Below are 20,731 nucleotides of genomic sequence, written 5' to 3' on the forward strand. Positions count from 1 at the left end.
ACCCGCCTGCGTATGCACGGTCGGTGTCGCGCCGGGTCGCGGAGCCGCACCGGCCGCGGCTTCCGGCTCGGGTCGCCGCTTCGCCAACGGCCCGGTCAAAGCTGTTGAAACCGCTCGGCAAACACGCTAACGAAAATATCTCTAGGGCGTTGCCCGTCTCGCCGACAAGCGCAATCCCATCACCGATACGCGCCGTCACGACGGGCGTAGGAAAGAACAGCATGTCGAACGTCGAGAGCGAGATCATGGACATCATCGCCGACAAGGGTCAGGTCGAGCGCGACCTGGTCAGGCGCGATGCCAAACTGGACGAGCTTCAGGTCGATTCCCTCGGCATCGTCGAGATCATCTTCGCGATCGAAGAGAAGTACGACATCCAGGTCCCCTACAACGCGAACGACTCCCAGGCCGAGTTCGACACGGTCGGCGACGTCATCGACGCGGTCTCCGGGCTCGTCACGGGCAAAGCCTAGCGCGTTGCCGCAGCCCGCGCCCATCTGCCGTCATTGCGATCGCGCCGGGGCGGCCCTGGATGCATAGGGTCGTCGTCACCGGGCTCGGGGTGATCAGTGCCGCCGGGCACGACGTCGGCCAGTTCTGGGACACGCTCAAGGCCGGCCGCTCGATGATCGGCGCGCTGACCACCATTCCGACCGAGCGGCTCTACGTGAGGATCGGCGCCGAGGTGCGGGACTTCGATCCCGCCGGCCATTTCGAGCCGAAGCAGCGCGGCATGCTCGACCGCTTCTCTCAGTTCGCCGTTGTCGCCGCGCGCGAGGCGATCGCGCAGGCCGGGATCCGCTTCGAGGGCGAAGCCGCCGAACGCACCGCCGCGATCATCGGATCGGGCGTCGGCGGGCAGACCACGCAGGACGACAACTACTGGGCGATCTACCGCGAGGACAAGAACAGGGTGCACCCGTTTGCCGTGCCGCGGCTGATGATCAGCGCGGCGGCCAGCCATATAAGCATGGAGCACAACATCCTCGGCCCGGCCTATGTCATCGCCAGCGCATGCTCGTCGGCGGCGCACGCCATCGGTCACGCCTTCCACATGGTTCGCAGCGGCTCCGTCGACAGCGCGGTGACCGGCGGCAGCGAGGCGGCGATAGCCTTCGGCACCATGCGCGGCTGGGAGGCGCTGCGCGTGCTGGCGCCGGACACCTGCCGGCCTTTCTCCAAGGGCCGACAGGGGCTGTCGCTCGGCGAGGGCGCCGCGATCTTCGTGCTCGAGACGCTGGACGGCGCCAAGGCGCGCGGCGCGGACATTCTCGGCGAGGTGGTCGGCTTCGGCCAGAGCTCTGACGCACGCGACATCACTACGCCGGACCTCGCCGGCGCCACCCGGGCGATCACCGGCGCGCTGCGCGACGCGAGGCTGAACCCGGAGGACGTCGCCTACGTCAACGCCCACGGCACCGGCACCGCCGCGAACGACGTGACCGAGACCCGGGCCTTGCACAACGCCTTCGGCGCCCACGCCCGCAGCCTGATGGTATCGTCAACCAAGTCGATGATCGGACATGCGCTCGGCGGCGCCGGCGCGCTCGAACTGGCCGCGACGCTGCTGGCGATCCGCGACGGCATCGTACCTCCGACCGCGAACTACCTGGAGCAGGACCCCGATTGCGATCTCGACTATGTGCCGAACGCAGCGCGCGAGGCGAAGGTCGATGTCGCCCTGTCCAATTCCTTCGCCTTCGGCGGGCTCAACGCGGTGCTGGCGGTCAGGCGTTTCGCCGGCTAGATATCCCGCGCCGACCCGCTCCGTGCCAACAAAGGCTGGTAGTCACGGAGCAATACCATAGTATTCGGAAGATCGTCGGCTTCACCGTGAAGGCGAGATTGGCTGGCCGGGAAGGATTCGAACCTCCAAACCGCTGCGCGCGGCGTCGCATAAACAGTGCGATGCGTCTACCCGTTTCGCCACCGGCCATCAGTCTTACTGACCGGAGAGAGGGCAATAGGCGATTCGGTTGGCAACGTCAATATTTCGTCACGGTTGGACTTTTCTTCTACAAGATCTCGTGTCTTGCATGCGACAGCCGGCGGCGCAACAGTGCCGCCGCCGCCGGCTCGGCGGCCCTGTGGGACGGCGGTCTGCCATGCGCGTGCGCACGAGTGTCGGCTGGGTATTCGCGAGCCTCCTTGCCGGCTGCGAGGCCGTGTCGGTCGCGACCTACCGGGCCAGCCCTGACGCCGCGGCGGCACCGGCCGGCGCCTACACGCTGTCGGCACGCCATGCCGACGTGCAGTTCGCGGTCTGGCACTTCGCCTACAGCCGGTACATCGCGCGCTTCGACCGGTTCGATGCGCAACTGGACTTCGACCCGTCCGATCCCACCCGCAGCAGGCTGACCGCGACGATCGACGCGGCCAGCGTCGACACCGGCGACCCGGAGATCGACGCGATGCTGACCGGCCGGCAGTTCTTCGATGCCGGCAGCTACACGCAGATCCGCTTCGAGAGCCGCCAGATCGCCTTGACCGGGGCACAGACCGGCACGGTGGAAGGCGATCTGACGATACGCGACGTCACCCGGCCGGTCACGCTGGACGTGACCTTCAACGGCGGGGCGCCGAACCCGCTGGAACCGACCTACGTGCTCGGCTTCAGCGCGACCGCCACCTTCTCGCGCAGCGCCTTCGGACTCGCCAACTGGCTGCCCGCGGTCGGCGACGAAGTCGCGGTGACGATTGAGGCGGAATTCGAGCAACCGCGGTGATATCCGCCACACTCGTGATTTGATTGTGACTCGTGAACGCCGTCGGTCCGGGCCTCGACTGACGACCTGAATGGCAGGGATATCCCCCGCCACCAATCAGATCCAAGAGGCTCCAAATGTTCGCCAAGACCATCCTGTTCCCGGGCATTGTGCTCGGCACCGTCCTGACTTCGATGTCCCTGGCCCAGGCCGCAAGCACCGGCGTGATGACTTGCCGCCCGCATGAGTGGCAGCGCTTCGCCGACGCGGTCGCGGCGCAGGACAACGAGGAACTCGCACGCATGCTGACCGATCCCGAGATCGCCAACTGCAACGAGCTCTACCTCACCGTCCAGGTGCTGACCTGCAACGAGAACCCGATGGCCTGCATCGCGCCGTCGGCCGGTCCCAGCCCGATCCCGGTCGACATCGACGACACCCCGCCGACCGACAACCTGTTCTTCGGTCCGGACGGTCCGTTCCCGGGCCAGCGCCCCGGCGAGCAGGCCGGCAACGAGCAGGATCGCGACGACAACAGCAGCCCGGCCGATCCTGGCAACCCGGGCGGCGGCGACGGTGGCAACACGCCGAGCCGCAGCAACGCGGTGACCGGCGCCGCCGGCTGACGCGACGCCCCTCTCCGGCCCCCCGGCCCGACCGCACGTCGGGTCGGGGTCGGCCTCTGGGTGCCCGCGGCGCGGCGCGCGCTTGGCCGATGGTTAAGAAAGTTTGAACCCGACCGCGGGCCTGCGCGACCCAGCCTCATTGGCAACAAGTCGAACCCCGAAAAAACGACACATGCGACGGAGAAGTGAGATGAGCGTTCACCCCCTGCTGAAGACCGGCCTGGCCTTCGCGATCCTGTCGGCCGGCACCTCCCTTGCCCACGCGCAGGCGACCGTCGGCGTCATGGACAGCTGCCAGGCACACGACTGGCAGCGTTTCGCCGACGCCGTGGAGGCGCGCGACACCGCGGCCCTGCAGGCGATGCTGGCCGATCCGGAGAACCGCCTGTGCGACGAGCTGATGCCGACCGCCGAAGCGCTGGTCTGCGCCTACGATCCGCTGGGTTGCATCCAGCCTGCCGCCGGCGACGACCCGGACGACCCCGACCAGCCCAACGGCCAGCCCAACGACCAGCCGACCGACAACCCCAACGACGGCCCGTTCGGTGACGACGGTCCGTTTCCCGGGCAGCGGCCGGGCGAGCCCCTGGGCAGCGAAAACGACCGCACCGACAATTCCTCGCCGACCGACAGCGGCGGCGACGACGGCGGCAGCGACGACGGCGGCCGGGACGGCGGCCAGGGCGGCGGCGCGAACGGCAGCCCGACCGGCAAGCCCTGAACCGATCTGCATCCCCGAGACGACGCCGGGCCCATGCGGGCCCGGCGTTTTTCGTCCGGGCGGGCGGTCAGATGTCGGCGTAGCAGCGCGTCTCGGCGCCGCCGCCGGGATGGGTGACCGCGCCCTTGCACGCCGGGCCGACCGTGGCGGCATATTTCCACAGCACGCCGGAACCGAAATTGGCCGGGCGCGGCTGCCACGCCTTCCGCCGCGCCTCAAGTTCCGCTTCGGACAGTTCGACGTCGAGCGTGCCGGCTACGGCGTCGATCGCGATGATGTCGCCGTCGCGGAGCAGGCCGATCGGGCCGCCGATGGCCGCCTCCGGCCCGACATGGCCGATGCAGAAGCCGCGGGTGCCGCCGGAGAAGCGACCGTCGGTGATCAGGGCCACCTTGTCGCCCATGCCCTGGCCATACAGCGCGCTGGTCGTCGACAGCATCTCGCGCATGCCGGGGCCGCCCTTCGGCCCCTCGTAGCGGATGACCAGCACCTCGCCTTCCTTGTAGGTGCGTTCCAGCACCGCGGTCAGCGCGTCCTCCTCGCGGTCGAAGCAGCGCGCGGGCCCGCGGAATTGCAGCTTCTTCATGCCGGCGACCTTCACGATCGCGCCCTCCGGCGCCAGGTTGCCCTTCAGGCCGGTCACACCGCCGGTCGGGCTCAGCGCCCGGTCGACCGGATAGACCACGTCCTGGTTGGTCGGGAATACGACCTTGCCGTAGTTCTCGGCCAGAGTCTTGCCGGTCACCGTGATGCAGTCGCCGTGCAGGAAGCCACCGTCGAGCAACGCCTTGATCACAATGCCGACGCCGCCGACCTCGTAGAGGTCCTTCGCCACATATTTGCCGCCAGGCTGCAGGTCGGCGATGTAGGGCGTCTTCTTGAAGATGGCGCAGACATCGTCCAGGTCGAACGCGATGCCGGCCTCGTGGGCGATCGCCGGCAGGTGCAGTCCGCCGTTGGTCGAACCGCCGGTCGCTGCGACGATGGTGGCGGCGTTTTCCAGCGCCTTGCGGGTGACGATGTCGCGCGGGCGCAGGCCCAGCTTGATCAGGTTCATCACCGCCTCGCCGCTGGCCTCGGCATATTGGTCGCGGCTTTCATAGGGTGCCGGCGCGCCGGCGGAATTGGGCAGCGCCAGTCCCATCGCCTCCGACACGCAGGCCATGGTGTTGGCGGTATACTGGCCGCCGCAGGAGCCGGCCGACGGACAGGCGGCGCACTCCAGCTCGTGCAGGCTGTCGTCGTCCATGTTGCCGGCCGCGTTGGCGCCGACGCCTTCGAACACGTCGACGATGGTGACGTCGCGGCCGCGGAACCGCCCGGGCAGGATCGAGCCGCCATACATGAACACCGATGGCACGTTCAGGCGCACCATCGCCATCATCAGGCCCGGCAGCGACTTATCGCAGCCGGCCAAACCGACCATGGCGTCATAGCAGTGGCCGCGCATGGTCAGCTCGACGGAATCGGCGATAACCTCGCGGCTGGCCAGCGACGACTTCATGCCCTCGTGACCCATGGCGATGCCGTCGGTGACGGTGATGGTGGTGAACTCGCGCGGGGTGCCGCCGGCCGCCTTGACGCCCAGCTTCACAGCCTGGGCCTGGCGCGACAGCGCGATGTTGCAGGGCGCGGCCTCGTTCCAGGTGGTCACCACGCCGACGAACGGGCGGGCGATCTCCGCCTCCGACATGCCCATCGCGTAGTAGTAGGCGCGGTGCGGCGCGCTTTTCGCACCCACCGAGACATAACGGCTGGGCAGCTTGGTCTTGTCGAAATTCGGGTTGGCCCCCATGGGCATGATCCTCCGCACGCTTGCTGTTGGGCCGGGGATGGCCGCGTCGGGCGCATCATTGTCGCCCACCCGATCCAACACAAGGCGCAAAGGCGCAACGCTTGGCTGCATCGGGCGCATGCCGACGCCACACACGGCGGATCACGGCTCGGCGAGCGGGATTGCCCGGCCGCCCGCGCGCGTCTATGTCGCGCGCAGTACGCCAATCCACGAACGAAACCAGGGGAATATTGGATGCTCAAGACCCGCCAGCCCGCGCCGGCGCTCAGCGTGCCGACGCTCGACGGAAAAACGTTCACGCTGGCCGATGCCCGGCCGCGGACCTTCACGCTGATCGTCGCCTATCGCGGCCTGCACTGCCCGGCCTGCGCCACCTATGTCGGCGGGCTGGAGGGACATGTCGCCGCCTTCGCCGAACGCGGCGTCGAAGTGGTCGCGCTCTCGATGGACGGCCGCGACCGGGCCGACGCCGCACGCGAGAAATGGGGGCTTGACCAGACCCGCGTCGGCTATGACCTTCCGCTGCAAACCGCACGAGACTGGGGTCTTGCCATCTCGACCAGCCGCGGCAAGACCTCGATCGGCATCGAGGAGCCCGCCCTGTTTTCCGAGCCCGGACTGTTCATGGTCCGCGCCGACGGAACGCTCTACCTGGCCGCCACCCAGACCATGCCGTTCGCCCGCCCGCAGATCGCCGACCTGCTGAAGGCGACCGACTTCATCCTCGAGAAGGACTATCCCGCCCGCGGCGAGGCATAGCGCCGGCCACGCGCCGACCAGGGCTCCGGCCGCTTGCAAAGCCGGCCGGCCGTCGGCAATAGGAACGCCGGAGGATCCGACCCGTGACCTGTATGATGACTCAAGCCCCGGCTGGCGCGCCGGCGGACCGTGCGGATGCGGCGCCGGCCGCGGCCGGACCGCGCTGACGATGGCGACGATCCGCTGGGGCATCGTCGGCTGCGGCGCCGTCTGCGAGGTCAAGAGCGGCCCGGCGCTTTACAAGGCGCGCGACAGCGCGCTGACGGCGGTGATGCGTCGCGACGGCGCCAAGGCGGCGGACTTCGCCCGGCGCCACGGCGCGAGCCATTGGTTCGACGACGCCGACGCCCTGATCGGGCACCCCGACGTCGATGCCGTCTACGTGGCGACACCGCCGAGCTCGCACCTGACATACGTCCGCAAGGCCGCTGCAGCCGGCAAGCCGGTGCTGGTCGAGAAGCCGATGGCGATGAGCGGCGCCGAATGCGACGCGATGATCGAGGCCTGCAGCCGCGCCGGCACCGGGCTTTACGTCGCCTACTACCGGCGCGCGCTGCCGCGGTTCGAGGCCTTCCGCGCGCTGGCCGCCGATGGCCGCCTCGGGCGCATCCGCATGGTGGCCGTGCGCCAGTTCCGCCGCGCCGACGAGCCGCCCGACGTGGCATGGAAGACCGATCCGGCGATCAACGGCGGCGGCCTGTTCACCGACACGCAGGTGCACACGCTGGACTGGCTCGACCATGCCTTCGGTCCGGCGCTGTCGGCGTGCGGCGCCGGCGTCAACCAGGCTGGGCTCTATGCGGCAGACGATACGGTCGGCGCCACGGTGGTCTACCCCGGCGGCGTGGTCGCCAGCTTCGCCTGCAACTACGTGGCCGACCGGCACGAGGAGACGGTGACCCTGATCGGCGATCGCGGCCGCGCCTCGATGCGTTTCTTCGCACCGTCGCCGATCACGGTGGAGAGCGACGGCGCGGTCGAGCGCATCGACGTGGACGACCCGCCGCATGTGCACCAGCCGTTGGTGCAGCAGATTGTCGATCACCTGAACGGCGGACCGGCCCCGGCCAGCGCCGCCGAGAACGGCCGCCGCGTCAACCGCCTGCTCGATGCGATGTTTTCCGGGGGCTGAACGTCGGGAGTGACCGCAACCTCGGCCCGGGCGCTCGACTTGTTTGGCGGCAGGACGCCGGGATTCAGCCGATCTGGTGGCCGTCGCGGTCCAGATAGACGCTGAAGCACAACAGGTGCGAGACCTCGTCGCGGTCGTCCGCCAGCGGCAAAATGACCCCGTAGGTGCGCTTGCGCAGGTCGTCCGCCCCGACGAACCGGTCCTCGACCACCACCGGGCGCCGCTGCTGCACGCACAAACGGAAGCTGTCGGCGAAGCGCCGGATCGACGGATTTTCCGAAATCAGTGTGTTAATTGTGCATCGCACCGGCGTGCGACCGTAGTTGTCGATAATATGTTGACCAGCAACACGAATGTAAAAATCCAGCGGATCGTGTTGGATATCCAGCAGAATCGTGTAAGGCAACAAGCGCGGGATATCGGTCGGGTCGAGTTCGCGCCGACGCGGCATGGCCCGGTCGCGGGCCAGCTTCTGCCAATACTTGATCCCAGCCTCAATGAGGGGGTGGCTGGCGACCAGCATTTCGTCATTGGCGATGAGCATGGCGGAACCGCCCTCGAAGACAGCCTGTGGTTTGCCCACATGGCCGAGCGAACCTCCTACGAATGCATCGACATGTCAATTATTTAATATTCTGAACGACTTTTCAGAAATTGCCGTCAGAGACGCGGCAAAGCGCCGGGAATCCGCGGTTCCATCCGGGTCTCCCAGGGCGACGGGCGCGTCTCGATGCGCATCGCCCGCCGCGCCCAGGTGAGAAGAGTCACCGACAAGCGGGGTACCGCCGTCGGCGCAGCCGGTCAGCCGCCGAGCCGGCCGAGCGCCGCCGCGAGGCGCGCGCGCTGCTCCTGGGCGTCGGCCTGCCGGGTGCGCTGCTCGGCCACCACGTCCTCGGGGGCGCGCGCGAGGAACTGCGGGTTGTCGAGCTTCTTGGCGATCTTGGCGATCTCGTCGTCGAAACGGGACAGATCCTTGCGCAGCCGACCACGCTCCTGGTCCAGGTCGATGACGTCGCCCAGCGGCAGCACCACGGTGACCGCACCGACCACCGTCTGCGCCGCCGCACGGGTGTCGCCATCGCCGGCCGCGCCGGCGTGGGCCGTGACGGCCGACAGCCGCGCGACCCGCCGGATCAGCGCCTCGTTCTCGGCCAGCCGGGCGGCGACGGCCGCGTCGGCACCGTACAGGTGCGCGTTGAGCTCGGCCGACGGCGGGACGTTCAGTTCGGCCCGCACCGTGCGGATGGCCGAAACAAGGTCGACCACCCAGTTGAGCGTGCCGGCGGCGGTCTCGTCGACCAGGCCGAGGTCGGCATCGGGCCATGGCGCCGTGACCAGCAACCCGCCGTCGGCCGGGCCCAGCTGCTGCCAAAGTTCCTCGGTGACGAACGGCATGAACGGGTGCAGCAGGTGCAGGATGCGGCCCAGCGCCCAGGCCGTGGTCGCCCGGGTCTCCGCCACGTCGCGCGGATCGGCGTCGCCGCCTTGCAGGATCGGCTTGGTGAATTCCAGATACCAGTCGCAGAAGCTGTGCCACACGAAGTGGTAGACGGCACCGGCGGCCTGGTCGAACTTGAACTCCTCCAGCGCCCGGTCCACCGCGCCGATGCAGCGCATAGTCTCGCCGACGATCCACTTGTTGACCGCCAGGCCCACGCCGGCCGGCACGAACGCCGGGTCCGGCGCACAGCCGTTCATCTCGGTGAAGCGTGCCGCGTTCCACAGCTTGGTCGCGAAGTTGCGATAGCCGGCCACGCGTGCGGTCGACAGCCGGATGTCGCGGCCCTGCGCCGCCATCGCCGCCAGCGTGAAGCGCAACGCGTCGGCGCCGAACTCGTCGATCAGCTCCAGCGGATCGATGATGTTGCCCTTCGACTTCGACATCTTCGCGCCCTTCTCGTCGCGGACCAGGGCGTGGATGTAGACGGTGTGGAACGGCTCCTTCCGCATGAAATGCAGGCCCATCATCATCATCCGGGCGACCCAGAAGAAGATGATGTCGAATCCTGTGACCAGCACGTCGGTCTGGTAGTAGCGCTGCAGTTCCGGCGTCTCGTCGGGCCAGCCGAGCGTCGAGAACGGCCACAGCGCCGACGAGAACCAGGTGTCGAGCACGTCGGGGTCGCGTTCCAGCGTTGTCGGCGCGCCGTAGTGAGCGTCGGCCGCGGCCTGGGCCTCGCCCTCGGTCTCGGCGACGAACACGGTGCCGTCGGGGCCGTACCAGGCAGGAATGCGGTGGCCCCACCATAGCTGGCGCGACACGCACCAGGGCTGGATGTTGTGCATCCACTCGTAATAGGTCTTGGTCCACTGCTCCGGCACGAAACGGGTGCGCCCCGCCTCGACCGCCGCGATCGCCGGCCGGGCCAGCGTTGCCGCGTCGACATACCACTGCTCGGTCAGATAGGGCTCGATCGGCACGCCGCCGCGGTCGCCATAGGGCACGGTGTGGACGTGATCCTCGATGCGGTCGAGCAGCCCCAGCGCCTCGATGTCGGCCACGACCGCCTTGCGCGCCTCATAGCGGTCCATGCCGCGATACTTCTCGGGCACGGCGTCGTTCAGCCGGGCGCGAACGTCGAAGATGTTGATCATCTCCAGCCCGTGGCGCTTGCCGACCTCGAAGTCGTTGAAGTCGTGCGCAGGCGTCATCTTGACCGCGCCGGTCCCGGTCTCCGGGTCGGCATAGTCGTCGCCGACGATCGGAATCCGACGGCCGACCAGCGGCAGGATGCAGTGCTTGCCGATCAGGTGCCTATAGCGCGGGTCCTCGGGATGCACGGCGACGCCGGTGTCACCCAGCATCGTCTCCGGACGCGTGGTCGCGACGACGAGCGAGACACCCGCCTCGCCCTCGACCGGATAGCGGAAGTGCCACATGTGCCCCTTGGTCTCGACCTGCTCGACCTCGAGGTCCGAGATCGCGGTCTCCAGCTTCGGGTCCCAGTTGACCAGCCGCTTGTCCTTGTAGATCAGGCCCTCGCGGTACAGCTGCACGAACACCTTGAGCACCGCCCGGCTCAGGCCCTCGTCCATGGTGAAGCGCTCGCGCGACCAGTCGCACGATGCGCCGAGCCGCCGCAGCTGGTTGATGATCAGACCGCCGGACTCCGCCTTCCAGGCCCAGACGCGCTCGATGAACGCCTCGCGCCCGAGCGAGCGGCGGTCCTCGTTCGAGCCGCTCGCCGCCAGTTGGCGCTCGACCACCATCTGGGTGGCGATACCGGCATGGTCGGTGCCCGGCTGCCACAGCACGTCGCGGCCCTGCATGCGCCGCCAGCGCACCAGCACGTCCTGCAGCGTGTTGTTGAGCGCATGGCCCATGTGCAGCGAACCGGTCACGTTCGGCGGCGGGATGACGATGGTGAACGGATCGCCGGCGCCCGCGCGGCCGCAGGCGAATGCGCCGGATTCCTCCTCGCGCGCATAGTGGCGCGCTTCGATCTCGGCGGGCGTGAAAGTCTTTTCGAGCATGTTCGGTCCGGTCTTGGCGTGTCGGCTGGTGGACGGTCGCGGCGCGGCCACGCTGTCGCACGGCCGGCGCGCGACGCGATTATCAAGTTTCGACGGTGGGCGGAAGCCCCGTGGCGGCAGGCTGTTGCGGCGCGGCTAGCGCCGTACCTGCTGCGCGAGCCGTTCGATCTCGCGGCGGACCAGGCGCTCGACCATCGGCGGCAGGTTCTGGTCCAGCCAGTCGCGCAGCATCGGTCGCAGCAACTGGCGGACGAGTTCCTCCACCGTCAGCCCGCCAATGTCCGATGCGCCGAGCTGGTCGGCGATCTTGCGCCCGGCGGCCGTCGTCAGCGCCGCCAGCGAGCCTGCCGCCATCGCTGCGGCGTGGTCGGAAAGGATGTTGCCGTCGTCGTCACCGGCCGCGGGCATGCCGGCATCCTCGGGCAGCAGCTCGGCCATCGGCGCCGGCTCGCGCGCCGCCGGCTGCGCCAGGTCGACCACCGTGCCGTCGTCGTCGACAAGGTCGGTCAGCTCAAGGACCTCGTCGTCCGGCTCCTCGTCCATGGCCTCGAGGACGACGTCCGGCTCCGGCTCGGGATCCGGCTCCAGGGCGTCCCGCTCCTCGATTTCGTCCTCGACAGGCTCCGGCACGGCCTGCGGCGCCGGTGCCTGGTCGCCGTCTCCGTCCTCCGAGATGATACGCCGGATGGAGGCGAGGATCTCCTCCATCGAAGGTTCTTGCTGGCCGTCAGCTGGGCTCATCCGCGCCGCCTTCGTCTGCTGTATCGCTCGTCCTTCGCCGATCCGCCAAAATAGGCGAAGTCAAACGCAATGTCCAAAACTGCCCAGAGCAATGCGGCCCGCGGGGCGACAGGTGCCGGCTGCGTCATTCGGTGCCGATCCACGCGTCCTTGACATCGTCGTAGTGCCCGGTGACGTCGTAGTAGGTGACCGGCAGGCCGAGCTGTGCCGCGGTCAGACCGCCGATGGCACGCGCCAGCGTGTAGGTGGCGATGACCTCGTCGCGCTGCGAACGCTCCACCGAAACCTGCGCGTTGAACAGCTCCTGCTCCGCGTCCAGCACGTCCAGGATCGTGCGCGTGCCCACGGTCGATTCCTGCCGGGTCCCCTCCAGCGCGATCTCCTGCGCGCGGACCGCCGCCTGGAACGATGTGATTGCCGCGCGCGCCGTCTGCAGCTGGTCCCAGGCCGCCGTCACCGCCTCCGTCACCAGCCGTTTGGCCTGGTCGAGGTCGCTCTGGCGCTGGCTCATCGTCTGCCGCGCCGCCCGGATCGCGGAATATTCCGCACCGCTCTGGTAGAGCGGAATCGACAGGATGGCGAGAATGGCCGCGCTGCGGCTTTCCGTGTTCGGCGTCGAGCTCTCATAGGCATAGCGGTATTCGCCCTGCAGCGAGAGGGTCGGCAGCAGGGTGGCGATCTGCGTGTCGATCGCATCGGTCGCCGCACGCAGGTTGAACTCGGCCGCGGCGATATCGGGATTGTTGGCGAGCGCGATGGCGATCGCGTCCTGGCGCGAGGCCGGCAGCCCGCTCAGCGCCCGCGGCCGCACCAGCTCGGCCGGCAGCGGCCCGATCACCTGCTCGTAGTTGGCGATCGAGGTGGTCAGTGCACCCTCGGCCTGGATCCGGTTGGCGACGGCGGATGCCAGCCGTGCCTCGGCCTGCGCCACGTCGGTCCGGGTCAGCTCTCCGACCTCGAACCGATCCTGGGTCGCGCGCAGCTGTTCGCCCAGCACGCGTTCGTTGTTCTGGTTGAGCTGGAGCACGGCGGTATCGCGCACCACGTTGGCGAAGGCGGTGGCGGCGTCCAGCAGCACGGCCTGCTCGGTGGAGAACAGCTGGGCGCGGGCCGCCTGGACCACGTTCTTGGCCTGGTCGACCGTGGCGAGGATCGCGCCGTTGTTGAAGATCGGCTGATTGATCGTGACCGACCCCGCCCGCGGCTGCAGATCGACGCTGTTCTGGGTGGTGCGGTTCTCCGACGTCGCGTCGGTATAGCCGGCCTGCGCGTTGATGGTGACGGTCGGCCGCCAGCCGGACAGGGCCTGCGGCACCTGCTCGTCGGAGGCGCGCAGCGCCGCGCGCTGGGCGAGCAGGCGCGGATTGGTGGTGTAGGTCTGCGCCAGGGCGTCGACCAGGGTGTCGGCCGTTGCCGGAGCAAGCGGCGGCAGCGCCAGCAACGCCAACGCGGTCATGCCGCCGGCCAGACGCCGCACGGAACCCAGTCTCAGCATCACCGTCGCTCCCCTCGGGCTTCCAGGCACCGCGATGTCGACCCGATGGCGAGGCGCCCGGGCCGGCGAGGCTTTGCGTCCGCTTCGAGCAGACGAATCAACCGCTTAGCCGATGATCTTACGACACGCAAGCGGTTCGGCGTGGCTTCGGCCCGCTCAGAACACGAAACCGGCCGCCGGCGTGAACGCCTCCAACCGCGGCGTGGCGGCGTCGTAGGCCGCGGTCTGCGAGATCGCGCCGGCGGATTTGACCACCAGCGTCATCCGTCCGGGGCCGTCGTCGGGCCGCAGGATGGCGACAAGCCGCCCGCCCTCGCCGAGCTGATCGATCAACGCCGGCGGAATCGCGGCCACCGCGCCCTCGATCAGGATCACGTCGAACGGCGCATCGCTCGGCCGGCCGGCCGTCAGCGCACCGGTGACCACAACCGCGTTGCCGATGGCCAGGTCGGTCATCAGCTCGTTGGCGGCATCGGCCAGCTCGGCGCTGTCCTCCAGCGCGACGACGGTGTTGGCCAGCCGGGCCAGCACGGCGGTCGAATAGCCGGTGGCGCAGGCGATATCGAGCACGATGTCGCCGGGGCCGATCTCCGCCAGCTCGAGCATGCGGGCGAACACCATGGGCTCCAGCAGCGCGCGGCCCGCGCCGACCGGTACATCCTCGTCGACATAGGCCATCGGGCGGCTCGCCGCTGGCACGAACATCTCGCGCGGCGTCTGCGCGATCGCCTTCAGCACGGCGGCGTCGTTGACGTTGTTCGGCCGCAGCTGGCAATCGATCATGTTCTGGCGCGCGGTGGCGTAGTCGGTCATGACATCTGGCGCCTTGTCTGGCCATCGGGCGGGCGCAAACCGGAGTCCGGGGAGGCCGCGGCTCGCGTGCGCTAAATAATCAATGGCGGCGCAGGCCGCAAGCATGCTCAGGCCGCCGCCCCTCGCGCCACCCGCCGCCTTGACGATGGCGCCGGGCGAAGCCTATATCGAGCCGCGTCGGACGCGCGCAGCGTTCGCGCATGGTCCGGTGGCAGAGTGGTTATGCAGAGGACTGCAAATCCTTGCACGTCGGTTCGATTCCGGCCCGGACCTCCACTTTCGCCCCAGATCCGCAAAGGCGGGGCCGAATACCTCAGCCAGGCAGGCAGGCTGACCCGCCCGATACTACATTGACGGTCGGGCATTAACCCGATTTTGGGCACAATCGGTGCAGACTTTCGCCGCCCACAGTCCGCCGCAGCCTGCCCCCGCGGCCCCAGATTTCAAGAAGGATCGCAGATGAGTGACACCGTACAGGACCAGGCCACCGCTCCGGCTTCCGACGGGGCGCCGAGCGGCCTGCCGCCGCTCTATGGCAAGCCGGTGCTACTGGACGCCAACAAGCACGGCAACCTGTCGCTGAAGGAGAATGGCGGCTTCGGCTTCGCCCGCCACGCCAATGTGATGATGCTGAACGCGATCGAATTCGCGGCGGCCGCGCGCCACTATCCCATCGTGTTCGCCGGCGGCGACAATCCGGCCCCGGTGGTGATCCTGGGCATGCGCGCCGGCCACAACCTGTTCGTCGAGGCCGACGGCAGCTGGCGCGCCGGCGCCTACGTGCCGGCCTATGCACGCCGCTATCCGTTCATTTTCGCCGAGAGCCAGGACAAGACCAAGCTCGGCCTGTGCATCGACCAGGACTCCGACCTGGTGGTCAACAGCGACGTGCGGCCGCTGTTCCGCAACGGCCAGCGCACCCAGGTGCTGGAGCGCGCGCTGGAGTTCTGCACCAGCTTCCAGCGCGAGATCGAGCGCACGCGGCTGTTCACCGCGGCGCTGAAGGAGCACGACCTCTTGCGCGAGAACCGGGCCAACATCCGCATGACCAGCGGCGAGCAGCTGGCGATCACCGGCTTCCGCGTGATCGACGAGCAGAAATTCAACGCCCTGCCCGACGACGTGTTCCTCGACTGGCGCAAGAAGGGCTGGCTCGGCCTGATCTATGCACAGCTGCTGTCGACCGGCAGCTGGGCGGAGTTGATCGACCAGCAGGCCGCGAGCGCCGGCGCCGGCGCGGAGGTGACCGACGATGCAGCTTGATCTGGTTCGCGCCCTGGCGCTGGCCGGGGCATGCTGGCTCGGCGCCGCCGGCACGGCGCTGGCCGCCGGCAACGAGACGCTTGATCTCGACACCGGCGAGGCGGCGACCGCCGTCGGAGCCGACGCCGCCGCCGCCGCGCAGCAGCCGGCAGAGCCGGCGACCATCGACGGCTTCCGCAGCGCCCGCTTCGGCATGACCGCCGACGAGGTCCGCGCCGCGATCGAGGCCGATTTCGGCGTCACGGCCGACCAGGTCGAGGCGGGCGAGAACGCGCTGGAGAAGACCACCAATCTACGCATCGCCGTGCCGGGCCTGATGCCGGAGGGCGGCACCGCGCGGGTCGTCTACATCTTCGGCTACGAGAGCCACAGCCTGATCCAGGTGAACATCGTCTGGGGCGCGGCCGAGGATTCGACGCCGGACGGTATCCGCAACGCGGCCTCTTTGCTGGTCGGCTATTTCCGCGGCCAGGGCTATGACCCGGAGAAGACCGCGGTCGGCGTCCCGCTCGAGGGCGGCAACCTGCTCGCCTTCTATGCCGAGGACGCGGACGGCAGCAGCGTGACGCTGAGCATCGCCCAGCGCCAGGGCGAGGCGGCGGCCGAGGGCGAAGCCGCGCCCGAGGCCGCGCTGGTCATGCAGCTGGCCTATATCGCCGACTTCGCCAACCCGGACGTGTTCAAGCTGGCGCCGGGTTCCTTCTGAAGCCGGCCGGGCCTGCAAGGCATCGTCTGCACGGGCCCGGCGCACATGCGTCGGGCCCGTCGCCTTTCCGGCGGGTCGACTTGCGCCTACAGGTGCGCCTTGTCCAGCACCATGTGGCAGCCTTTCTCGCCGTCCACCGTCTGGGTGACGTGCAGGTCGCCGACCAGCGAGCACAGCGCATAGGCCTGGTGACGGGTCAGCTGGGTTCGCCGGCAGACATGCGCGATCATCTGGCGCACAGCGATCCGCGCCGCCTCGTCGAGGTCGGCGTCCAGGCCGATGCTGATCAGCGTCGTCGCGGACTCGGCGAACGGATAGTCGTAATCCAGGTCCTTGCGCACCGTCAGGCGGAACCGGCCCGACATCGAAGTCTCGATCGCGGTCACGCAGACCTCGCCGTGACCCTGCACCGCGTGACCGTCGCCGGCGTAGAACAGGGCGCCGTCGTTGAACACCGGCAGGTACAGGGTGGTGCCGGGCTTCAGGTCCTTGTTGTCCATGTTGCCGCCGAACTTGCGCGGCTCCATCGCCGACAGCCGGCCCCAGTTCGGCGGCGGCGCCACCGCGTGGATGCCGAAGAACGGCTCCAGCGTCAGCTCCTTGCCCCAGGGCAGGGTCGCCACCCCGCGGTTGCGGTCGATCGGCGTGTGGAAGGTCTGCTGTTCCTCGAACTCGCCGGGCAGCGTGCCCTGCAGGGGATAGATCGCGGCATAGCCCCACCCGTCGGCCAGGCTGGCCTCCAGGATGTCGACCTGCAGCACGTCGCCCGGCGCCGCACCTTCGACGTGGATCGGCCCGACGATCATGTGGCTGGTCGGCCCCGGCGTCAGCTTCGACATCGCGTCGAGGTGCCGCGGGTCGACCGTGGTGCGGTCCGGCGGCAGGTTCCGCTCGCGGCAGGCCGCCCAGGCGGTCAGCCCGACCGTGTCGCCCGACCGCACCCGCAGGATCGGATCGCGGAACGGGTCGAGCCAGCCCCAGGTGAAGGCTTCTGCCGTCGGCGCGATGTCGTGATGCTGTGCCATGCCCCTGCCCCCTTCGCGACCGCCGCCAATCCGGCTGTCGCCTATGCGCCATGCAGCGGCCGGCGGCGGCGCACTGTCAAGCGGGGCGGTGGGTCGCCCCATCGTCAGCCATAGCCGAGCGCCTTCAGCAGGCGCACCATCACGCCGCCGTCGGCCATGGCGGCGGCGGGGTCGACCCCGCCATTCTCGCGGATCAGCCGCTCCGGGTCGCGGCGGATCGGGCCCAGCCTGCCTTCCAGATAGGCGCCGAGCCGGCGCGATTCCTCGACCACCGCCATGCTGGCGGGCCGGCGGACCGCGTCGTAGCGCTGCAACGCCGCCGTCACGTCCGGCTCGGCCGCCAGCGCGGCGGCCAGTTCCATCGCGTCGAAGCCGGCCTTGATCGCGCCCTGAGCCACGTGCGGCCGGGTGGTGAAGGCGGCGTCGCCCAGGATGGCGACGCGACCGAAGGCGATCTGCGGCGATTCCAGGTCGCCGATCGGCTGGAACAGCGGCATCGCGGTCGCGCGGATCGCATCGACGAAGGTCGCCGGCAGCAGCGCCTCGGCATCGCGGTACATGGTGGCGATGACATCGTCGCGCACAGCATGCGGCGGGATGCCGTCTGGGTAGTAGCGGCCGTGGGCGTCGGTGTGCATGTCGCGCAGGCCGCGCTGCGGGTCCACCGGCCGGTACCAGACGAAGTTGTAGCGGCGATGGCCGACGCGCACGTCGTCGTTCTCGCCGGGCACCGGATAGCCGAGGATGTGCTCGCCGTCCGGCATGGCGAAGGCGAACAGCGGGAACAGCGTCCGCAGCGTCTCCGGCTGCAGCGCCGCCTCTTCGGCCAGGCCGCGCCAGGCGATGTAGCCGGCATAGACCAGGTCGACCCCGGGCAGGTACTGCCGCCGCACCGACGAGCGCAACCCGTCGGCACCGACCAGCAGCTCCGCGGTCAGGCTGCTGCCGTCGTCGAGCCGCGCCGTCACCGTGTCGGCATCCTGCTCGACCGAGACCACGCCCACCCCGCGCCGCACCTGCGACTCGGGGAAAACGGCACTGAGCAGCGAGTAGAGCTTGCCCCAGGAGATGCCGAACTGCGGCATGTCGATCGCAGCCATGACGCTGCCGTCGCGGGCGAAGCAGGCGCGCCCCGGTATCGGAACCCCCAGCGTCGCATCGACGGCGCAGCCGGCGGCCAGCAGGGTCTGCACCATCGGCGCATGTACGCCGAGGCCGGCGCCGCGGCCCGCCAGGCGACCGGGCGTGCGCTCGACCACGGTCACGTCCCAGCCGGTCCGCATCAGGTTGCAGCCGGCGAACAGCCCGCCCAGCGAGCCGCCGACCACGATTGCACGACGCATGGGCAGTCCTCCCCCCTGGCCCGGCGGCAGCGCCGCCGCGCCGACTATGGGCCGGCGCATGTCGCTGCGGCAACCCGTGCGGTACGCGGCCGGCAGTGCGGCGATCCCGCGTGTATCCGCCGCCGCGCCGGTCTAAGCTCGCCGGCAACGCGATGGCCGCCAGCGGCGGGCCATCCGGCCAGGGGAGGACGACATGGCCAGAACGCTGATCCGCGGCGCCACCGTGCTGACGCTCGACCCCACGCTGGGCGACTTCCAGCGCGCGGACATCCTGATCGACGGCGACCGCATCGCCGCGGTCGCGCCGACCATCGGCGCCGACGATGCCAAGGTGGTGGAGGCCGGCGGCATGATCGCCCTGCCCGGCTTCGTCGATTCCCATCGCCACACCTGGCAGGCGCTGCTGCGCGGCACCGCTGCCGACTGGACGCTGGCGCAATATTTCGCCGGCGTGCGCGGCGTGATGGGCCGGCTCTACTCGCCCGAGGACATGTACGTCGCCAACCACCTCGGCGCGCTGGAGGCGCTCGATAGCGGCATCACCACGCTGTACGACTGGTCGCACAACAATAACACGCCGGCGCACGCCGACGGCGCGGTGCAGGGGCTGAAAGACAGCGGCATACGCGGCGTCTACGGCTACGGCAACTCGAACGACGAGTGGATCCCGAACGGCAACCTGCCGACCAACCTGGCGGACGTGACCCGGGTGCGCCGCACCCACTTCCCCGGCGACGACGGCCTCGTCACCATGGCGTTCGCCTCGCGCGGCCCGCAGTTCTCCAGCATCGACATCACCGAGGAGGAGTTCAACCACGTCCGCGACCTCGGCCTGCGCATCACCATGCATGTCGGCGACGGCCTGTGGGGCACGTCGCGACCGCTGCTGCAGATGGATGCGCGCGGCCTGCTGGGCGACGACATCACCTTCGTCCATTGCAACATGCTGGCGGACGAGGAAATCCGGCTGATCGCCGACACCGGCGCCACCGCGTCGATCTCGCCGGAGGTCGAGCTGCAGATGGGCCATGGCTGGCTGGCGACGATGCGGCTGCTGGAGGTCGGGGTCAGGCCGTCGATCTCGATCGACATCGTCACCTCGATCGCCGGCGACATGTTCGGTGCCATGCGCATGCTGCTGGCCGGCACACGCGCCGTAGTCAACGGCCGCGCGCTGGACGAGAAGCGGATCGTCGACCCGCTGCCGCTGATGTCGACCGACGTGCTGCAGTTCGCCACGGTCGAGGGCGCGCGCGCCTGCGGGCTGGCCGACAAGGTCGGCAGCCTGACCCCGGGCAAGCGGGCCGACCTGATCCTGGTCGACACCAATGCGATCAACATGTTCCCGATGAACAACCCCTATGGCGCGATCGTCGAATCCGCCAACAGCGGCAACGTCGACAGCGTGTGGGTCGACGGCGTCGCCAGGAAGCGCAACAGGCGGCTGCTCGGCGTCGACCTGGCGTCGCTGCGCACGATGGTCGCCGCCCACCGCGAGGCGCTGTTCGCCCGTGCCGGCGTGCCGGCCGACGGCACCTGGCTGCCCAAGCCGTTCAGCGAAGGCGCCGACGTCGCCGACACGGCGAGCCGCGGCCAGGGCGAGTTCGGACGCTCGGCCTGATCGGCCGCTATTCGGCGCCGGGCAGTGCCGGCAGGTCGCCGAGATTCTCGATCTTGCAGGCCGGCGGAATGCGGCAGAACTGGCGATGCTCGTACCAGCCGCGGACGTTGACGGCGAAAGTCTGGAATACCGCCTCGCACACGCCCGGGCCCGCCTGTTCCAGCGGCGACACGCTCATCTGGCGGTACTGGCGGATCGTCGCGGCGCGCCACGACTGGCCGCAGCCGCCTTCCGCCCCGCGCAGCATCTCGTCGGCGATCTGGGCGGAGCACATGCGCAGCAGGTCGCAGCCCGGCGACGCAAGCGTCGGCGCCTGCAGCGCAAACAGGCCGGCGGCGGCCAGGCCGATGTGGCGAAGTCTCATGGCGCCTCTCCGTTGCTGCGGACGAGAGCCAGCTTAGGCACTGCGCCGGCGGCGCCGTTTGATCCCGATCATGTCATACGGCCGCCGTTGCCCCCCGCCGGGCGCCGGGCGTAGCATCCGGCGAGTGGGGACGACACGGTGCGAACGG

At 69.3% G+C, this 20,731-nt stretch carries 19 protein-coding genes and 2 tRNA genes; 11 read left to right on the forward strand and 10 right to left on the reverse strand.

Translation table 11 applies throughout. The features are described from left to right. Positions 1 to 221 precede the first annotated feature (221 nt). Positions 222 to 473, forward strand: coding sequence for a phosphopantetheine-binding protein (locus tag R3F55_20210; protein MEZ5669717.1), 252 nt, complete (start codon positions 222 to 224; stop codon positions 471 to 473). Between the two features lie 59 nt (positions 474 to 532). Continuing rightward, positions 533 to 1,747: a beta-ketoacyl-[acyl-carrier-protein] synthase family protein gene (locus R3F55_20215; protein MEZ5669718.1), complete on the forward strand. Its 1,215-nt coding sequence runs from the start codon at positions 533 to 535 to the stop codon at positions 1,745 to 1,747. Positions 1,748 to 1,846: 99 nt separating this feature from the next. Here the strand turns inward: R3F55_20215 and R3F55_20220 are convergent. Beyond that, a tRNA-Asn gene (locus R3F55_20220) sits at positions 1,847 to 1,936 on the reverse strand. Between the two features lie 169 nt (positions 1,937 to 2,105). Here R3F55_20220 and R3F55_20225 point away from each other — a divergent pair. From R3F55_20225 to R3F55_20235, 3 genes are all read left to right on the forward strand, one after another. Next, entirely contained in the window at positions 2,106 to 2,726 is a 621-nt protein-coding gene (locus tag R3F55_20225) for a YceI family protein (GenBank protein ID MEZ5669719.1), read from the forward strand. A 116-nt stretch (positions 2,727 to 2,842) separates the two neighbouring features. Next, the gene (locus tag R3F55_20230) at positions 2,843 to 3,331 is read left to right on the forward strand and encodes a hypothetical protein (protein MEZ5669720.1); all 489 of its coding nucleotides are present in this window, start codon (positions 2,843 to 2,845) and stop codon (positions 3,329 to 3,331) included. Positions 3,332 to 3,521: 190 nt separating this feature from the next. Beyond that, entirely contained in the window at positions 3,522 to 4,052 is a 531-nt protein-coding gene (locus R3F55_20235; GenBank protein ID MEZ5669721.1) for a hypothetical protein, read from the forward strand. A gap of 67 nt (positions 4,053 to 4,119) precedes the next feature. Here the strand turns inward: R3F55_20235 and ilvD are convergent, their stop codons facing one another. Then, entirely contained in the window at positions 4,120 to 5,847 is a 1,728-nt protein-coding gene (ilvD, locus tag R3F55_20240; GenBank protein ID MEZ5669722.1) for a dihydroxy-acid dehydratase, read from the reverse strand. Between the two features lie 234 nt (positions 5,848 to 6,081). Here ilvD and R3F55_20245 point away from each other — a divergent pair, with 234 nt between their 5' ends. Then, positions 6,082 to 6,606 (forward strand): peroxiredoxin-like family protein, encoded by a 525-nt coding sequence (locus R3F55_20245; GenBank protein MEZ5669723.1) that lies wholly within the window; start codon positions 6,082 to 6,084, stop codon positions 6,604 to 6,606. 169 nt (positions 6,607 to 6,775) lie between these two features. Next, the gene (locus tag R3F55_20250; GenBank protein MEZ5669724.1) at positions 6,776 to 7,738 is read left to right on the forward strand and encodes a Gfo/Idh/MocA family oxidoreductase; all 963 of its coding nucleotides are present in this window, start codon (positions 6,776 to 6,778) and stop codon (positions 7,736 to 7,738) included. 64 nt (positions 7,739 to 7,802) lie between these two features. Here the strand turns inward: R3F55_20250 and R3F55_20255 are convergent, their stop codons facing one another. The 5 genes from R3F55_20255 to R3F55_20275 form a co-directional block, all read right to left on the reverse strand. After that, complete coding sequence (locus R3F55_20255) at positions 7,803 to 8,282, reverse strand: PAS domain-containing protein (GenBank protein MEZ5669725.1); 480 nt, start codon at positions 8,280 to 8,282, stop codon at positions 7,803 to 7,805. 257 nt (positions 8,283 to 8,539) lie between these two features. Further along, the gene (locus tag R3F55_20260) at positions 8,540 to 11,212 is read right to left on the reverse strand and encodes a valine--tRNA ligase (protein MEZ5669726.1); all 2,673 of its coding nucleotides are present in this window, start codon (positions 11,210 to 11,212) and stop codon (positions 8,540 to 8,542) included. Between the two features lie 135 nt (positions 11,213 to 11,347). Continuing rightward, the gene (locus R3F55_20265) at positions 11,348 to 11,953 is read right to left on the reverse strand and encodes a DUF2497 domain-containing protein (protein MEZ5669727.1); all 606 of its coding nucleotides are present in this window, start codon (positions 11,951 to 11,953) and stop codon (positions 11,348 to 11,350) included. 124 nt (positions 11,954 to 12,077) lie between these two features. Then, positions 12,078 to 13,448 (reverse strand): TolC family outer membrane protein, encoded by a 1,371-nt coding sequence (locus R3F55_20270; GenBank protein MEZ5669728.1) that lies wholly within the window; start codon positions 13,446 to 13,448, stop codon positions 12,078 to 12,080. Positions 13,449 to 13,604: 156 nt separating this feature from the next. After that, the gene (locus R3F55_20275; protein MEZ5669729.1) at positions 13,605 to 14,261 is read right to left on the reverse strand and encodes a protein-L-isoaspartate O-methyltransferase; all 657 of its coding nucleotides are present in this window, start codon (positions 14,259 to 14,261) and stop codon (positions 13,605 to 13,607) included. A gap of 202 nt (positions 14,262 to 14,463) precedes the next feature. On the opposite strand from R3F55_20275, the gene R3F55_20280 reads away from it, so the two are divergent. From R3F55_20280 to R3F55_20290, 3 genes are all read left to right on the forward strand, one after another. After that, positions 14,464 to 14,537: transfer RNA gene (locus tag R3F55_20280), tRNA-Cys, on the forward strand. Positions 14,538 to 14,720: 183 nt separating this feature from the next. Next, a complete protein-coding gene (locus R3F55_20285) occupies positions 14,721 to 15,524 on the forward strand; it encodes a SapC family protein (GenBank protein MEZ5669730.1) in 804 nt (267 codons plus the stop codon). Beyond that, positions 15,514 to 16,230, forward strand: coding sequence for a hypothetical protein (locus tag R3F55_20290; protein ID MEZ5669731.1), 717 nt, complete (start codon positions 15,514 to 15,516; stop codon positions 16,228 to 16,230). Before R3F55_20285 ends, R3F55_20290 begins: the two co-directional genes overlap by 11 nt. 86 nt (positions 16,231 to 16,316) lie before the next feature. Here R3F55_20290 and R3F55_20295 read toward each other — a convergent pair whose 3' ends face one another. Both R3F55_20295 and R3F55_20300 read right to left on the reverse strand, forming a co-directional pair. Further along, complete coding sequence (locus tag R3F55_20295) at positions 16,317 to 17,255, reverse strand: acetamidase/formamidase family protein (protein ID MEZ5669732.1); 939 nt, start codon at positions 17,253 to 17,255, stop codon at positions 16,317 to 16,319. Positions 17,256 to 17,359: 104 nt separating this feature from the next. After that, the gene (locus R3F55_20300) at positions 17,360 to 18,598 is read right to left on the reverse strand and encodes an FAD-dependent monooxygenase (protein MEZ5669733.1); all 1,239 of its coding nucleotides are present in this window, start codon (positions 18,596 to 18,598) and stop codon (positions 17,360 to 17,362) included. 193 nt (positions 18,599 to 18,791) lie between these two features. Between R3F55_20300 and R3F55_20305 the strand changes: the two genes are divergently transcribed. Continuing rightward, on the forward strand, positions 18,792 to 20,219 hold the full coding sequence (locus R3F55_20305; GenBank protein MEZ5669734.1) for an amidohydrolase family protein: 1,428 nt from the start codon (positions 18,792 to 18,794) through the stop codon (positions 20,217 to 20,219). A 7-nt stretch (positions 20,220 to 20,226) separates the two neighbouring features. On the opposite strand, the gene R3F55_20310 is transcribed toward R3F55_20305, so the two are convergent. Then, complete coding sequence (locus R3F55_20310; protein MEZ5669735.1) at positions 20,227 to 20,583, reverse strand: hypothetical protein; 357 nt, start codon at positions 20,581 to 20,583, stop codon at positions 20,227 to 20,229. Positions 20,584 to 20,731 lie beyond the last annotated feature (148 nt).

The sequence above is a fragment of the Alphaproteobacteria bacterium genome, from assembly GCA_041396705.1.
GTDB lineage: Bacteria > Pseudomonadota > Alphaproteobacteria > CALKHQ01 > CALKHQ01 > CALKHQ01.

Coding starts and splice junctions, on each gene's coding strand:
- R3F55_20295 (MEZ5669732.1), bottom strand. CDS start 17,255: ATGGCACAGCATCACGACATCGCGCCGACGGCAGAAGCCTTCACCTGG.
- R3F55_20215 (MEZ5669718.1), top strand. CDS start 533: ATGCATAGGGTCGTCGTCACCGGGCTCGGGGTGATCAGTGCCGCCGGG.
- R3F55_20285 (MEZ5669730.1), top strand. CDS start 14,721: ATGAGTGACACCGTACAGGACCAGGCCACCGCTCCGGCTTCCGACGGG.
- R3F55_20235 (MEZ5669721.1), top strand. CDS start 3,522: ATGAGCGTTCACCCCCTGCTGAAGACCGGCCTGGCCTTCGCGATCCTG.
- R3F55_20300 (MEZ5669733.1), bottom strand. CDS start 18,598: ATGCGTCGTGCAATCGTGGTCGGCGGCTCGCTGGGCGGGCTGTTCGCC.
- R3F55_20270 (MEZ5669728.1), bottom strand. CDS start 13,448: ATGCTGAGACTGGGTTCCGTGCGGCGTCTGGCCGGCGGCATGACCGCG.
- R3F55_20265 (MEZ5669727.1), bottom strand. CDS start 11,953: ATGAGCCCAGCTGACGGCCAGCAAGAACCTTCGATGGAGGAGATCCTC.
- R3F55_20305 (MEZ5669734.1), top strand. CDS start 18,792: ATGGCCAGAACGCTGATCCGCGGCGCCACCGTGCTGACGCTCGACCCC.
- R3F55_20245 (MEZ5669723.1), top strand. CDS start 6,082: ATGCTCAAGACCCGCCAGCCCGCGCCGGCGCTCAGCGTGCCGACGCTC.
- R3F55_20225 (MEZ5669719.1), top strand. CDS start 2,106: ATGCGCGTGCGCACGAGTGTCGGCTGGGTATTCGCGAGCCTCCTTGCC.
- R3F55_20310 (MEZ5669735.1), bottom strand. CDS start 20,583: ATGAGACTTCGCCACATCGGCCTGGCCGCCGCCGGCCTGTTTGCGCTG.
- R3F55_20275 (MEZ5669729.1), bottom strand. CDS start 14,261: ATGACCGACTACGCCACCGCGCGCCAGAACATGATCGATTGCCAGCTG.
- ilvD (MEZ5669722.1), bottom strand. CDS start 5,847: ATGGGGGCCAACCCGAATTTCGACAAGACCAAGCTGCCCAGCCGTTAT.
- R3F55_20210 (MEZ5669717.1), top strand. CDS start 222: ATGTCGAACGTCGAGAGCGAGATCATGGACATCATCGCCGACAAGGGT.
- R3F55_20290 (MEZ5669731.1), top strand. CDS start 15,514: ATGCAGCTTGATCTGGTTCGCGCCCTGGCGCTGGCCGGGGCATGCTGG.
- R3F55_20250 (MEZ5669724.1), top strand. CDS start 6,776: ATGGCGACGATCCGCTGGGGCATCGTCGGCTGCGGCGCCGTCTGCGAG.
- R3F55_20230 (MEZ5669720.1), top strand. CDS start 2,843: ATGTTCGCCAAGACCATCCTGTTCCCGGGCATTGTGCTCGGCACCGTC.
- R3F55_20260 (MEZ5669726.1), bottom strand. CDS start 11,212: ATGCTCGAAAAGACTTTCACGCCCGCCGAGATCGAAGCGCGCCACTAT.
- R3F55_20255 (MEZ5669725.1), bottom strand. CDS start 8,282: ATGCTCATCGCCAATGACGAAATGCTGGTCGCCAGCCACCCCCTCATT.